Raw genomic sequence first — 13,899 nt, 5'->3', positions numbered from 1 at the left:
ATATCGATTTGCTGGGAGTAAGTGAATGGCAGACGAAATTCGCATTGCGGATTATTTCCCCGACGATAAAGAACCGTTCATGAATGATCGGATGCGGGCATATTTTCGAGATAAGTTAGTGAAGTGGCGTGCTGATCTTTTGCGTGAATCACGCGAAACTATAGATCATTTGCAGCGTGAAAGTTCGAATCATCCAGATGTTGCTGATAGAGCATCTTCTGAATCTGATCGGTCTATCGAGCTGCGAGCACGCGACCGTCAACGTAAGCTGATTAATAAAATTGATTCAGCATTGCGACGTATTGATGATGGCACTTACGGCTATTGTGAAGAAACAGGTGATCCGATTGGAGTTAAACGGCTTGATGCTCGTCCAATCGCAACTTTGTCTCTTGAAGCGCAAGAACGCCATGAGCGCCGCGAAAAAGTTTATCGTGACGATTAAGCGTTAGATATTTAGCTAAAAAATAAAGCCCGCTGAATGTTTCGGCGGGCTTTATTATGTTTACTTATCAGAGCTTGTTAGCTTGTTGAGCAAGGCTTCCATTTCATCTTCCATTGGTTCTCGCGCTTCATCATCATTAGCGCGCTCGCTTTTGTCTGAGGGAAAATCCACCGTTGGTTCAAACGTATTGACCGTGCGGGAAGGTTTTTCGATGCCTGCGGTCAAATCACTGGCTGAAATATCAAGGTCGAAATCGTGTTCACTGAACGCTTCATTTGCAGCAACTTCAATCATTGGTTCAAGTTTTTGGGGCTCTTTAACCAGTGGAGCAGGTGGGGTTATGGTTGTTGGTGTCGAAGGTTGGACTTGAGGTTCTATCGTTGGGGGCGCCTCATGGCTTACGTCAGGCACTGAAGTAACAAGTGTTTCAACCGCTGGTTCTGGCTCTTTTGCTCGCGGAGAATTAGAAGCGATAGGTGTCACGGCTGCCGCTGCTGCTGATATAGGCGCTGCCGCAACAGGTGCCGCTTTATTGCTCTCTGGCGAGCGAACTTTAGCGGCTCTCTCTTCGCGCTGCGGTGCAGGCGATGTTTTGCGTTCACCAATGTTGCTTTCAATCAGTACATCGCTCATGCCGCCGATCATCACGAGATGCTCGACATTGTCACGGCGCACCAGAACCAAACGTCTGCGGCTGTCCACAGCTGTTGCATCAACAACAGCAAGGCGGCGCTCACTCTTTGCGCCGTGCACGAAAGTGCCGCCTGACATCGTTTTCCAAATCCAACGAAGGATAAATACCGCAATGATTAGCGCGACAAAAATAACGAAATAATATATAATGAGCGCAGTTTGCTCACCAAATTGCTCGGCTAACCATTCAAACATGAATGAAATCCTTTCTTGCCTGAAGTTCTTAAGTCAGCAATTGCTATCAAGATGTCTGACTGTTTACAAATTTTTATGGATAAGGGGCTTTTGCGCCTCACAGCTTTATGATTCAAGCTATAAGAAATGAATGTGGGTGTTTTGGGGAATTTTATGTTGGGACGTAAATCGACGGTAAAAAGCAGTGAACCGCTTGTTTATCGTAAAAATCAGCCGACCGCGTTCATTCGACTTACAATGTTGGCTGCAGTCCTGCTTATTAGCTTCGGCTTTCTCGCTTTTTTTCGAGATACGATCAATGAAGGGTTTCTCCTAGGTTTGCTGGGTGTTCTGGCGATGATTGGGGTCTTTTTTCTTTTTGCGCTCGTCATCGGTTTGGTCGAATTTGGCGGCTTGAAGCAAAATGACGATATTGGTGACACGTTTCTCAATAGTTTGGATGATGGCATTTGCATCACGGATAGTGATAATTCGATCGTTTATGCCAACTCAGCTTACGGCAAATTAACAGGCGTTACAGAAAGTGTTGACTTAAACACGCTTGAAAATGTTCTTTCGCGCCATGAAGACGCTGCGAATGCCCTTTATCGCTTAGCTAATGACGCCCACAAAACAGTTGATTCTAATGAAGAGTTTCGTCTGCCTGCGAGCCTTGATGGAAAGCAGATGGAAGCTCATTGGTATAGAGCCACTGTTCGTACCATGGCGGCGCCAAATGGAACTGCGATGAAGGTTTGGCGCTTAAGCGATATTTCCAAAGAGCGTGACGCGCAGGAGCAATATTTCCTAGAATTGCAAAAAGCGATTGATCATCTTGATCGTGCGCCTGTCGGTTTCTTTTCATCTGATTCAAATAACCGCGTTCAATATCTAAATGCGACCCTTGCTGAATGGCTTGGTATTGATCTTGTCTCTTTTAGTGCCGGTTCTGTTGGAACAGATGATATTTTGAGTGAAGAGGGGCTTCAGCTTATCAATGCGATTAAAGCTGAGCCTGGCAAAATACGTACCGCTATGCTCGATTTGGATTTGGCGGCTAGCTCCGGCGAGCGTTTGCCTGTTCAACTTATACATAGAGCGCAAACTCATTCAGATGGTGTTGCTGCCCAGTCACGAACGATTGTGATTAATCGAACCGAAGGTGATAACGAATCACAAGATCTACGTAGTGCAGAGCTACGTTTTACACGTTTCTTCAATTCCACCCCGATGGCGATTGCTGCGATTGATGGAGATGGTCGGATTATCAGAACCAATGCTTCTTTTGCCAGCTTGTTTGGCACCGCTGCTGATAGTGATGAGCTGAACCGACGTGTGAAGTTTGAAGAATTTGTGCATGAGCGTGATCAGCTGCGCTTTGAAAAAATCTTTGAAGCGGCACGACAAAACCAAGTTAATATCGAGCCGCTCGACACGGTTCTGACGACTGATAATGCACGGGAAGAAAAGCATATTCGTGTGTTTGTAAATGCGGTGGCGCGCGTTGCTGGCCTTGAGGGGGATCAAGCCAGCGAAGAGGCGGCTATCGTCTATGCGATGGACACGACCGAACAAAAGGCACTTGAGGGCCAAATGGCTCAAAGTCAGAAAATGCAAGCTGTTGGCCAATTGGCAGGTGGTATCGCGCATGACTTTAATAACGTGCTGACCGCTATCATTATGGCTTCGGATTTGTTGCTTACAAACCATCGCCCCACGGACCCGTCTTTCCCAGACATAATGAATATTAAGCAAAATGCGAACCGTGCTGCATCACTGGTGCGCCAATTGCTTGCATTCTCGCGTCGTCAGACTTTGCGTCCAGAAGTTCTGTCTTTGACGGATGTTCTGGCTGATTTGCGTATGCTGTTGTCTCGTCTCATCGGGAACACGATCCATTTGACTATCGATCATGGGCGCGACCTATGGCCGGTTAAAGTTGATCTTGGCCAATTCGAGCAAGTTATTGTCAATTTGACGGTAAACGCGCGTGATGCGATGCCAGATGGTGGTGATCTTACCGTTTCCAGCCGCAATATGAGTGCAGATGAGATTGCTGAACTTGATTATCGCGGACTGGAAACAGATGATTATGTGATGATTGATGTTCGCGATAGCGGCACTGGTATTGATCCTGATGTGCTTGAGAAAATTTTTGAGCCTTTCTTTACAACCAAGGAAGTTGGCAAAGGAACCGGCCTAGGGCTGTCGATGGTCTATGGCATCATCAAGCAAACAGGCGGTTATATCTATGCTGATTCAGAGATAGGCGAGGGAACAACGTTCCGCATCTTCTTGCCACGTTATGTGCCAAGTGAAGAGGAATTGGCTAAGCCTAAACCAGCAGATGCGAAGGCAGAGAAAAAACAAGACCTTTCCGGTTCAGCCACTGTCTTGTTGGTGGAAGATGAAGATGCTGTTCGCATGGGCGGCATTCGTGCCCTGACATCGCGCGGTTATACTGTGCATGAGGCTGGTGATGGTATGGAGGCGCTAGACGTTCTCGAAGAACTGGACGGGAAAGTCGATATCATTGTTTCCGATGTGGTAATGCCAGAGATGGACGGTCCTTCACTCCTGCGTGAAGTGATCAAAGATTATCCAAATGTGAAATTTGTTTTCGTTTCAGGATATGCCGAAGACGCATTCTCGAAAAATCTGCCTGAAGGGGCAAAGTTTGGCTTCTTGCCAAAACCATTCTCGCTCAAGCAGCTTGCGACAGTTGTGAAAGAAACGCTCGAAAGCGATGACTAGCCTTGCTAGCGAATAAAAAAACGCCCGAGGCGTTAACCTCGGGCGTAGTTACTGGAAGTTATTCAAAAATTCTTAGTAGTTGCGGAATTTGCCGCGCGCGATTTCGTTCTGACGGCGTTCCAAATCTGCCAGTGAAATAGAGCGCTCAAGGTAAGAATTCTCTGCCTCATAACGAGTAGGTGTTGAGAATGCACCGGCGATACGGCTAAAAGCTGATTTCAATTTCATGGACCGTTCTCCTGTTTCAGGTGATTGTTTCGTTTCGTTGAAACCTATATAGGCTCATGGCTGTCAATTGTGCAGTGCAATATATGCAAGTTGCTTATGCATAATTGCATGGCCTGCGTAACAGGAGCTGGTACAGATATTTACATATCTACAGGATGACCAGCTTTATTGCGTAAGCGACGACGCTTAAGGCCGCCACACCGCAAAGCCATATGAAGGCAAACCATGCCAGCTTTTTTATGCGGCTACTGGCCATTAATGATAGCCTTCATCAGGATTAACTTTGCCGCGAAACACCCAATATGCGTAAGCTGTATAAGCCAGAATAAGCGGCACCAGAACTACGGTGCCTACTAACGCAAACAGTAGGCTTGAATCAGGAGCCGCTGCTTCAACGATCGTTAGGCTAGGGGGAATTATATTGGGGTAAAAGCTAATACCAATTCCGATGAAGCATAAAACAAACAGACTAAGAGCTGCCAAAAATGGTTGTGCGTCCTTCTTGGTTTTCAGTCCGGAGTAAAGTGCGAATGTTGCTGCGATGAGTGCTGCAGGCATGATGGCGCTGAGCACACTGCCGGGCAAGTTAAACCAACGCTGAAAATATACCGGGTCCTGGAACGGTGTTAAAACGCTAACCAAGCCAATAAAGGCGAGTGTGCCAGCAGCGAGCCAATAGGCGTATCGCTGCATCTGTTCTTGCAGTGGGCCTTCTGTCTTGAGTATGAGCCATGTTGCGCCAAGCAAAGCATAACCGACCACAACGGCAAAGCCTGTTAGGATTGAGAATAGGCTGAGCCAATCCCACCAACCGCCAGCGTAAGCACGGTTTGCGACTTCGACACCTTGAACCAATGCGCCAAGCGCTATGCCTTGCATAAAGGCTGCCAGCAGTGAGCCGCCAAAAAATGCGACATCCCAAACGCGTTTCCAGCGCACGGTTCGCCAGCGATATTCAAAAGCGACACCGCGGAAAATTAATGCAAGCAGCATTAAAGTTATGGGCATGTAGAGCGCAGGCATGACCACGGCATAGGCCAGAGGAAAGACCGCAAAGAGGCCACCACCACCCAGCACCAGCCATGTCTCGTTGCCATCCCAAATCGGCGCGATGGAGTTCATCATCGTGGAACGCTCTTTTTCTCCTTTTGCGAAAGGGAAAAGGATGCCGACACCAAGGTCGAACCCATCAAGGATAACATAAGTCAAAACGGCAAAGGCAATAATACCAGCCCAAATAAATGAAAGCTCAAACATGCTAGGGCTCCTTATGCCTTGGGTTGGTTGTCAGAATTAGATTGCATAACCGGCGTGATACCGGCGCTGCGGATAGGTCCGTCGCGAAGCCCGAGGTGAGCTGTGCCAGCCGGTTTGTTCATCATGCGCAATAGATAGAACGTGCCTGCGCCGAAAACGAAGAAATATACGATAATGAAGGCTGTGAGTGATGCGGCAACAGCAGGCGCTGCAATGGGTGCAAGGCTGTCACTGGTGCGAAGCAAACCATAAACTGTAAATGGTTGGCGGCCGACCTCTGTTGTTACCCAGCCCGCGAGCACTGCGACAAATCCCATTGGACCCATTACAATTGCAGCGCGTTGAAGCCATGCGCCTTCATACAATGTGCCTCTAAATCTGCGCCAAAGGCTCCAGATACCGAGGCCAAGCATTGCAAAGCCAAGCCCAACCATCACACGGAAACTCCAAAAGACAATGGCCACGGGCGGATGGTCTGCCTTTGGTATCGTGTCGAGGCCAGCCAATGGGGCGTTAAGATCGTGCTTTAAGATCAAGCTGGATAGTTTCGGAATTTCAATCGCATAATCAACGCGTTGTTCTTTGGAATTGGGCATGCCAAATAGAATGAGCGGCGCACCGTCTGGATGGCTTTCGAAGTGACCTTCCATTGCCATGACTTTGGCGGGCTGATGCTCCAGCGTATTAAGGCCATGCAGGTCGCCTGCAAATATTTGTATTGGGGCGACAAGAACAAGCATCCACATGGCCATTGAGAACATGCGCCGCGCCGATGCGTCTTTGCGGTTCCGCAGGATATGAAGCGCGCCAACACCGCCAACAACAAGTGCTGTTGTGAGATAAGCTGCAAGCACCATATGGACAAGACGGTATGGGAATGACGGATTAAAGACGATCAACCACCAGTCTTCTGGCACAAATTGCCCAATATCATTGATGCTGTAGCCTGCGGGGGTCTGCATCCAAGAGTTAACGGATAAAATCCAAGTGGCAGACATGAGCGTTCCAAAGGCAACCATAGCGGTTGCGAACATGTGCAGGCCGTTGCCGACACGTTCTCGGCCAAAAAGCATAATCCCGAGAAAGCCTGCCTCAAGGAAAAAGGCTGACAGAACTTCATAGGCCATAAGCGGGCCTAAAATTGGACCGGTCTTGTCAGCGAACACAGACCAGTTCGTGCCGAACTGGTAGGACATGACGATACCGGAAACGACGCCCATGCCGAAGGCAACCGCGAATATTTTCTTCCAATAATTGAATAAGGTTAGATAGATCTCGTCGTTCGTTTTCAACCAAAGTGCGTTCAATACAGCAAGGTAGCTCGCAAGGCCGATTGAGAATGCGGGGAAAATAATATGGAAAGAGATGGTGAATGCAAACTGCACGCGGGCAAGCATTTCTGCTGACAGGTTTTCAAACATTATTTGCTCCAACAACCATAGAGATCAGTGATTGTACTGTGTTTTAAATGCTAATTCGCCAACATTATGCGCTTATTTTGAACAGTACAGCAATGCGGCAACAAGAAGCGTGACCAAAACGCGCAGTTATTTGTCGAGTGTTCTATTTTTAGAAGTGTAACTATTGGGTCTGATAGGGGGATGAGAGTCAATTCAAACCTGCTGCGCATAGACTGCTAGTATGTTTACACTTTTCGTTTTAAAGTGAACCGAAATCACAAGGACAAGGTTTACAAGTGCAGTCACGGCATAGACATCAAAGAATTCTCGATATTCTGAAAACCAATGGTTCGGTATCGGTTGAGCAACTTGTCAAAGAGTTCGATACATCACCGCAAACGATACGCGCTGATTTGAGGGATCTTAGTTCAACCAAGAAGCTTGTTCGGGTTCATGGCGGTGCGCGCAGTATCGACCGACGTGAAAATTTGGAATATGAAGCGCGCAGGCAAATTGCCGCGGATGAAAAGGTCGCTATAGGTAAAGCCGCTGCCAATCTTATTCCCAACAATTCTTCTATGTTTGTGAATATAGGCACGACAACCGAAGCGGTTTGCGCCGCATTGTCCTTGCATAAGAAGCTTCTTGTTATTACCAATAACATCAATGTTGCCAATAGTTTGCGGATATATCCAGAGATTGAAACTGTTATTGCTGGTGGTGCTGTGCGCATTAGCGATGGGGCCATTGTTGGTGAAACGGCTGTTGATTTTATCAAGCAGTTTAAAGTTGACTACGCCATCATCGGTTCATCAGCTTTAGATGTAGATGGTTCTCTTCTGGATTTTGATATTCGTGAGGTGAAGGTAGCGCAGGCAATTATTCAAAACGCTCGAACCGTTGTGCTTGTTGCCGATTCTTCAAAGTTTGATCGTTCGGCACCTGTTCGCATCGGCCATCTCTCACAGGTAGATATCTTTGTTACTGACCGTTTGCCCAACGATGAGATTGGGCAGATTTGTTCTGATTGCGATGTAACTGTGATTGAAATTAGCAAATCTTGAGTGTTTTCCACATTTTCGTTTTCTTTCGTTTGACATTCGTTTAAGTTTCGTATTCTTTGGTGGGAACCGTAATCCTTAATGAGGATTGTGCGGCGATCGGAGGATCTTTTGTCAACAGATTTTGATATATTCGTCATTGGTGGCGGTATTAATGGTTGTGGTATCGCTCGTGATGCTGTGGGCAGGGGCTATTCGGTCTGCCTTGCAGAAATGAACGACCTTGCAAGCGGAACGTCCTCTTGGTCTTCAAAGCTTATTCATGGTGGCTTGCGCTATCTTGAGCATTACGAATTCCGCCTTGTGCGCGAGGCACTGGGTGAGCGCGAGGTTCTTTTAAAATCCGCGCCGCATATTATTTGGCCTTTACGTTTTGTCTTGCCGCATCATAGCGGTTTGCGCCCGGCATGGTTGCTGCGCCTTGGCTTGTTTCTTTATGACAATATTGGCAAGCGCGTGCTTCTTCCTGGGACAAGCACTGTTAATTTGAAAACGGCTGAAGTTGGCAAGTCGCTTAAACCTATTTTTTCTAAAGGCTTTGAGTATTCAGACTGCTGGGTTAATGATGCGCGTCTCGTTGTTTTGAATGCAAAAGATGCGCAAGAGCGCGGCGCTGTTATTGAGACCCGTACGCAGTGCATCTCTGCCAAGCGCGAAAATGATCATTGGTCTGTCACGACGAAAAACCTGAACACCGGTGAGACGCGCACGCGCACAGCTAAGCTTGTTGTGAATGCTGCGGGGCCTTGGGTCGATGAGGTTTTGGGTAATACGTTTGGTAGTAATTCATCTAAAAATGTACGCCTCGTTCAGGGCAGCCACATCGTTGTGCCAAAACTGCATGGCCATGATCGCGCTTATATTTTCCAAAATGCAGATGATCGCATTATTTTCGCACTGCCATATGAGCAAGATTATACGCTGATCGGTACAACTGACAGGGATTATACGGGCGATCCAAAAGATGTAAAAATCACGCCAGAGGAAGTCGATTACCTTTGCGATGCGGCCAGCGAATATTTCAAAGAGCCGGTTAAGGCGGAAGATATCGTCTGGACTTACTCAGGTGTGCGTCCGCTTTTCGATGATGGTGCTTCGGAGGCGCAAGAAGCGACCCGAGATTATGTTCTGCGTGAAGATGGCGGAGGCGATGAGCCGCGTGTCATTAATATTTTTGGCGGCAAAATCACGACATATCGCAAACTTGCTGAATCCATGCTGAAAAAGATCGAGGCGGTTCTTGGCTCTAAGAAGCAAGCTTGGACTGCAAACTCGACCTTAACAGGTGGCGATTTTAAGGTTGGTTCGTTTGACGATCTTGTTGCCGATGTTCAGTCAAAGTACCCATTTTTAGAACCCAAATTGGCATGGCGTTTGGTGCGAGCATACGGCACGCGCGTATGGATGCTTATGGATGGCGCTTCTTCAATTGAAGATATGGGTATTCAATTTGGTGGTTCTTTGAGCGAACGCGAAGTTGATTATTTGATGCAAAATGAATGGGCGCAAGTTGCCGACGATGTCATTTGGCGTCGTTCTAAACTGGGATTGCGTTTGAAAGCTCCCGAAATTGCAACGTTGGAAGAGTGGATGCGAAATAGATTCGCCCAACTTTCACAAGCTGCAGAATAAAGGTTTCTCACAGTGCTTGAATTTAAAAACGTCAGCAAGAAAGTTGGAAACAGTTTCCATATTAAGGATGTATCCTTGAGTATGGAAAAGGGATCTTTGAACGTTCTTTTAGGGCCAACGCTTTCTGGTAAAACTTCCCTGATGCGGCTTATGGCTGGCCTTGATCGTCCTGCCTCTGGTGAGATTCTTATGGATGGTAAGAATGTTGTTGGGATGCCTGTTCAAAAGCGCAATGTGGCGATGGTTTATCAGCAGTTCATCAACTATCCAGCGATGACTGTTTATGAAAATATTGCATCACCAATGCGTGTTGCAAAAGTTGATGCTGCAACAATTGATCGCCGTGTTCGTGAAGCCGCTGAACTCATGAAGCTTGGCCCTTATCTTGACCGCACACCGCTTAATTTGTCTGGTGGTCAGCAGCAACGTACAGCATTGGCGCGTGCGCTCGTTAAGGATGCTGAATTGGTTTTGCTTGATGAGCCGCTTGCGAATTTGGATTATAAATTACGCGAAGAGTTGCGTGTTGAGTTGCCGAAGATTTTTGCCGCGACAGGCGCGATCTTTGTTTATGCAACAACAGAGCCGCAGGAAGCGCTTTTACTTGGCGGTCAAACTGCAACGCTGCACGAAGGCCAGATCACGCAATTTGCCGACACGATTGATATTTATAACCGCCCGATAGATTTGCTCACAGCGCAAACATTTTCCGACCCGCCAATGAATGTCATTACGGTTGAGAAAAAAGGTAAAGTGCTGAATGCTGACGGAGCGCGCGTTGCTGCGCCTAAGCAAATTGCTGATCAGGCCGATGGTACGTATAAAGTGGGTGTGCGGCCGCACCATGCCACATTGTCTGAGCCAGCTGGTGAATCGCTTAAAATTGAGGGCACTGTCACAACGACAGAGATTACCGGTTCTGAAACATTCATTCATATGGATATTGGATCATCTCAAATTGTTGCGCTTATGCACGGTGTTTTCCGCGTCAATATTGGCGACAAATTGCCAGTTTATCTCGAACAGCCCAAATTCTTTGTATTTGATGCGCAAGAGCGACTGATCGCGTCACCTCAAATGGCAGGAGCTTAATCATGGCTAAAATTACGCTCGATGGATTGGCGCATTCCTATTACCCAAATCCGAAAACCGATGCTGATTTCGCTCTTAAAGAGCTTAATTACGAGTGGGATGATGGCGGTGCTTACGCGCTGCTTGGGCCTTCTGGCTGTGGTAAAACAACGCTGCTGAATATCATTTCTGGCCTGCTTGTTCCTTCAAAAGGCAACATTCTGTTTGGCTCGAAAAATGTTACAGAATTGCAACCTGAGCAGCGCAATATTGCGCAGGTTTTCCAGTTCCCTGTGATCTACGATACAATGACGGTGCGCCAGAATTTGGAATTTCCGCTGGTTAATCGTCAGGTTCCTAAAAATGAGATCGACAAGCGCGTTGCGGAAATGATTCAGGTTCTTGACCTTGAAGACAAAGCTGATCGCAAAGCGCGCGGCTTGACGGCCGATGAAAAGCAAAAGATTTCGCTTGGGCGCGGACTTGTGCGCTACGATGTTAACGCGATCCTATTCGATGAGCCGCTGACCGTTATCGACCCGCACATGAAATGGCAGTTGCGCACGAAGCTCAAAGATTTGCACCGCCAGCTTGGTCATACGATGATTTATGTAACACATGATCAGACCGAAGCGCTGACTTTCGCGGATAAAGTGGTTGTTATGTATGAGGGTGACGTTGTGCAGATCGGCACACCTGAAGAGCTGTTTGATGAACCAGCGCATACATTTGTTGGTTATTTCATCGGTTCGCCGGGCATGAATATCCTTTCCTCTGAGGTCAAAGGAAAAACGGCACGCATTGGCAGCCATGAAATTAAGTTGGCTCATGAGTACCACGCACTTGGCGAAACTGCTGAGGTTGGTATCCGGCCGGAATTTGTGACGCTTTCAGGCGGCAAAAAAGGCATGCCGGTAAGCATTAATTCAGTTGAAGATATCGGACGGTTTAAGATCGTTCGCGCTTCGCTTGAAGGCCAAGAACTTAATGCTGTGCTGCCAGAAGGCGCTCCGGTGCCTGCAGATCCAAAAGTATCCTTCGATATGTCGCGGATCAATATTTATGAGAATTCACACTTGGTTAGAAAGGGCGCCTGATCATGGACAAGACCTATAATAACAAGGCGTGGTTTCTCGTTCTTCCTGTGTTTGTATTGGTTGCGCTGAGCGCGATCATTCCGATCATGACAGTGGTGAACTATTCCGTTCAAGATACGTTTGGTAACAACCAATTCTTTTGGGCTGGCACTGAATGGTTTGAAGATGTTTTGAGCTCTGAACGTTTTTGGAATTCGCTAAGCCGCAATTTGCTCTTCTCATTTATCATTTTGAGTATCGAAATTCCACTTGGTATCGGTATCGCGTTGTGTATGCCTAAAAAAGGCCCTTGGGTGCCGGTATGCCTCGTTATGATGGCGCTGCCGCTTCTTATTCCTTGGAACGTTGTTGGTACGATCTGGCAGATTTTTGGGCGTGCTGATATCGGTCTACTTGGCCACACGCTTGAAGCGATCGGCGTTGATTATAATTACACCTCAAACATCTTTGATGCTTGGGTCACGATTATCGTGATGGATGTATGGCATTGGACAAGCCTTGTTGTGCTGCTTTGTTACGCTGGCTTGGTTTCTATACCCGATGCTTACTATCAAGCTGCACGCATTGATGGCGCTTCTAAGTTGTCTGTTTTCCGTTTCATTCAATTGCCAAAGATGCGCGGTGTTTTGATTATCGCATTCTTGTTGCGCTTTATGGACAGCTTCATGATTTATACCGAACCATTCGTTTTAACGGGCGGCGGACCGGGTAACTCAACGACGTTCATGTCTATTGATCTCGTCAAACAAGCCATCGGCCAATTCGACCTTGGACCGGCAGCTGCTATGTCACTGATCTATCAATTGATCATCATCTTGATTTGTTATGTGTTCTTTACAGTCATGAGCCACACGGGCTCAGACAAACCAGAGCAGGGAGCGGGAGAATAATGGCTGATACAATGCTAACACCCTCAACGCCAACGGATGCATCTGGTAATAAGATTGACATCACGCAGGTTCGCACGGCGAATTCGATGAAGCAGCAGCGAAGCCTGAAGTGGCTTGTGCCGACGATTTATATCATTTTGCTTATGTTGCCGATTTATTGGCTTACCAATATGAGCTTTAAGGACAATCAGGAAATCCTGTCTTCATTCTCGCTTTGGCCTGCCAATCCGACGCTTGCCAATTACCGCGTTATTTTTAGCGACCCGTCTTGGTATAATGGTTATATCAACTCGATGATCTATGTGGCTATGAATACGGTGATTTCGATCAGCGTGGCATTGCCTGCTGCTTATGCCTTTTCGCGTTATCGTTTTCTTGGCGATAAGCACATGTTCTTCTGGCTTTTGTCTAACCGTATGGCACCTGCTGCGGTGTTTGTGTTGCCGTTCTTTCAGCTCTATTCCGCGTTTGGATTGATCGACACGCATATTGCTGTTGCGCTTGCACACTGTCTGTTCAACGTTCCGCTTGCTGTGTGGATTTTGGAAGGATTTATGTCTGGCGTGCCAAAGGAAATCGACGAAACTGCCTATATTGACGGCTATTCGTTTCCGAAGTTTTTCATCAAGATTTTCACACCATTGATTGCTTCGGGTATCGGTGTTGCTGCGTTCTTCTGCTTCATGTTCTCATGGGTTGAACTATTGATTGCACGCACGCTGACAACCACAGATGCAAAACCGATTGCCGCTATTATGACGCGTACAGTTGGCGCATCTGGTGTCGACTGGGGCGTACTTGCTGCGGCAGGTGTTTTGACAATTATTCCGGGCGCACTGGTTATCTATTTCGTACGTAATTACATCGCCAAGGGCTTTGCCCTCGGACGGGTTTAGGGGGAGTTTGTCATGGAATTATCATGGATGGCATGGACTGGCCCAACCACACTATTTTGGGCCGGAATTATAAGCTGCCTTATTGCTATGTGCGTGTGGGAATATTTCTCACCGGGCGGCAATCCACGCGTTGGCATTCTACGATTTGAAACAACACGCGGCGACCGGCTTTTTATATCGTTGCTTGGCGCGGCGTTTATCAACCTTGCCTGGTTGGGCCTTGTCGGTCCCAGCCTTTGGTGGGCCATGGGTGTCTCAGTTCTCTACGCAATCGTTGTGTTTAGAACTGTATAGCACTCGA

At 47.4% G+C, this 13,899-nt stretch carries 14 protein-coding genes; 9 read left to right on the top strand and 5 right to left on the bottom strand.

What is annotated here, in order from left to right:
* The first annotated feature begins 25 nt into the window (after nt 1-25).
* Nucleotides 26-445 (top strand): RNA polymerase-binding protein DksA, encoded by a 420-nt coding sequence (dksA, locus tag C504_RS0104730; protein WP_018688157.1) that lies wholly within the window; start codon nt 26-28, stop codon nt 443-445.
* Nucleotides 446-505: 60 nt separating this feature from the next.
* On the opposite strand, the gene C504_RS18275 is transcribed toward dksA, so the two are convergent.
* Nucleotides 506-1,333, bottom strand: a complete 828-nt coding sequence (locus C504_RS18275) for a flagellar biosynthetic protein FliO (RefSeq protein ID WP_018688156.1) — start codon at nt 1,331-1,333, stop codon at nt 506-508.
* 156 nt (nt 1,334-1,489) lie between these two features.
* On the opposite strand from C504_RS18275, the gene cckA reads away from it, so the two are divergent.
* Nucleotides 1,490-4,066: a cell cycle histidine kinase CckA gene (cckA, locus tag C504_RS0104720; protein WP_026317220.1), complete on the top strand. Its 2,577-nt coding sequence runs from the start codon at nt 1,490-1,492 to the stop codon at nt 4,064-4,066.
* Between the two features lie 72 nt (nt 4,067-4,138).
* Here the strand turns inward: cckA and C504_RS18710 are convergent, their stop codons facing one another.
* The 4 genes from C504_RS18710 to C504_RS0104700 form a co-directional block, all read right to left on the bottom strand.
* Nucleotides 4,139-4,294 (bottom strand): hypothetical protein, encoded by a 156-nt coding sequence (locus C504_RS18710; protein WP_018688154.1) that lies wholly within the window; start codon nt 4,292-4,294, stop codon nt 4,139-4,141.
* A gap of 148 nt (nt 4,295-4,442) precedes the next feature.
* A complete protein-coding gene (locus C504_RS18500; RefSeq protein ID WP_018688153.1) occupies nt 4,443-4,550 on the bottom strand; it encodes a DUF2474 family protein in 108 nt (35 codons plus the stop codon).
* On the bottom strand, nt 4,550-5,551 hold the full coding sequence (cydB, locus tag C504_RS0104705; RefSeq protein WP_018688152.1) for a cytochrome d ubiquinol oxidase subunit II: 1,002 nt from the start codon (nt 5,549-5,551) through the stop codon (nt 4,550-4,552). The genes C504_RS18500 and cydB overlap by 1 nt, the downstream gene beginning before the upstream one ends.
* An 11-nt stretch (nt 5,552-5,562) precedes the next feature.
* A complete protein-coding gene (locus tag C504_RS0104700) occupies nt 5,563-6,972 on the bottom strand; it encodes a cytochrome ubiquinol oxidase subunit I (protein ID WP_018688151.1) in 1,410 nt (469 codons plus the stop codon).
* 275 nt (nt 6,973-7,247) lie between these two features.
* On the opposite strand from C504_RS0104700, the gene C504_RS0104695 reads away from it, so the two are divergent.
* The 7 genes from C504_RS0104695 (at nt 7,248) to C504_RS0104665 (ending at nt 13,892) form a co-directional block, all read left to right on the top strand.
* Nucleotides 7,248-8,015: a DeoR/GlpR family DNA-binding transcription regulator gene (locus C504_RS0104695; protein ID WP_018688150.1), complete on the top strand. Its 768-nt coding sequence runs from the start codon at nt 7,248-7,250 to the stop codon at nt 8,013-8,015.
* A gap of 78 nt (nt 8,016-8,093) precedes the next feature.
* Nucleotides 8,094-9,644 (top strand): glycerol-3-phosphate dehydrogenase, encoded by a 1,551-nt coding sequence (gene glpD / locus C504_RS0104690; RefSeq protein WP_041951492.1) that lies wholly within the window; start codon nt 8,094-8,096, stop codon nt 9,642-9,644.
* 12 nt (nt 9,645-9,656) lie between these two features.
* Entirely contained in the window at nt 9,657-10,736 is a 1,080-nt protein-coding gene (locus C504_RS0104685; RefSeq protein ID WP_026317219.1) for an ABC transporter ATP-binding protein, read from the top strand.
* A 2-nt stretch (nt 10,737-10,738) separates the two neighbouring features.
* Nucleotides 10,739-11,812, top strand: coding sequence for an ABC transporter ATP-binding protein (locus tag C504_RS0104680; RefSeq protein ID WP_018688147.1), 1,074 nt, complete (start codon nt 10,739-10,741; stop codon nt 11,810-11,812).
* Nucleotides 11,813-11,814: 2 nt separating this feature from the next.
* On the top strand, nt 11,815-12,702 hold the full coding sequence (locus C504_RS0104675; protein WP_018688146.1) for a carbohydrate ABC transporter permease: 888 nt from the start codon (nt 11,815-11,817) through the stop codon (nt 12,700-12,702).
* A gap of 86 nt (nt 12,703-12,788) precedes the next feature.
* The gene (locus tag C504_RS0104670; RefSeq protein WP_026317218.1) at nt 12,789-13,598 is read left to right on the top strand and encodes a carbohydrate ABC transporter permease; all 810 of its coding nucleotides are present in this window, start codon (nt 12,789-12,791) and stop codon (nt 13,596-13,598) included.
* A 12-nt stretch (nt 13,599-13,610) separates the two neighbouring features.
* A complete protein-coding gene (locus C504_RS0104665) occupies nt 13,611-13,892 on the top strand; it encodes a DUF2160 domain-containing protein (protein WP_018688144.1) in 282 nt (93 codons plus the stop codon).
* Nucleotides 13,893-13,899 lie beyond the last annotated feature (7 nt).

The sequence above is a fragment of the Ahrensia kielensis DSM 5890 genome (assembly GCF_000374465.1).
Lineage (GTDB): Bacteria > Pseudomonadota > Alphaproteobacteria > Rhizobiales > Rhizobiaceae > Ahrensia > Ahrensia kielensis.
This window is presented reverse-complemented; position numbering and strand designations above follow the sequence as displayed.

Coding starts and splice junctions, on each gene's coding strand:
- dksA (WP_018688157.1), top strand. CDS start 26: ATGGCAGACGAAATTCGCATTGCGGATTATTTCCCCGACGATAAAGAA.
- C504_RS18275 (WP_018688156.1), bottom strand. CDS start 1,333: ATGTTTGAATGGTTAGCCGAGCAATTTGGTGAGCAAACTGCGCTCATT.
- C504_RS18710 (WP_018688154.1), bottom strand. CDS start 4,294: ATGAAATTGAAATCAGCTTTTAGCCGTATCGCCGGTGCATTCTCAACA.
- C504_RS18500 (WP_018688153.1), bottom strand. CDS start 4,550: ATGGCCAGTAGCCGCATAAAAAAGCTGGCATGGTTTGCCTTCATATGG.
- cydB (WP_018688152.1), bottom strand. CDS start 5,551: ATGTTTGAGCTTTCATTTATTTGGGCTGGTATTATTGCCTTTGCCGTT.
- C504_RS0104700 (WP_018688151.1), bottom strand. CDS start 6,972: ATGTTTGAAAACCTGTCAGCAGAAATGCTTGCCCGCGTGCAGTTTGCA.
- glpD (WP_041951492.1), top strand. CDS start 8,094: ATGAGGATTGTGCGGCGATCGGAGGATCTTTTGTCAACAGATTTTGAT.
- C504_RS0104680 (WP_018688147.1), top strand. CDS start 10,739: ATGGCTAAAATTACGCTCGATGGATTGGCGCATTCCTATTACCCAAAT.
- C504_RS0104675 (WP_018688146.1), top strand. CDS start 11,815: ATGGACAAGACCTATAATAACAAGGCGTGGTTTCTCGTTCTTCCTGTG.
- C504_RS0104670 (WP_026317218.1), top strand. CDS start 12,789: ATGAAGCAGCAGCGAAGCCTGAAGTGGCTTGTGCCGACGATTTATATC.
- C504_RS0104665 (WP_018688144.1), top strand. CDS start 13,611: ATGGAATTATCATGGATGGCATGGACTGGCCCAACCACACTATTTTGG.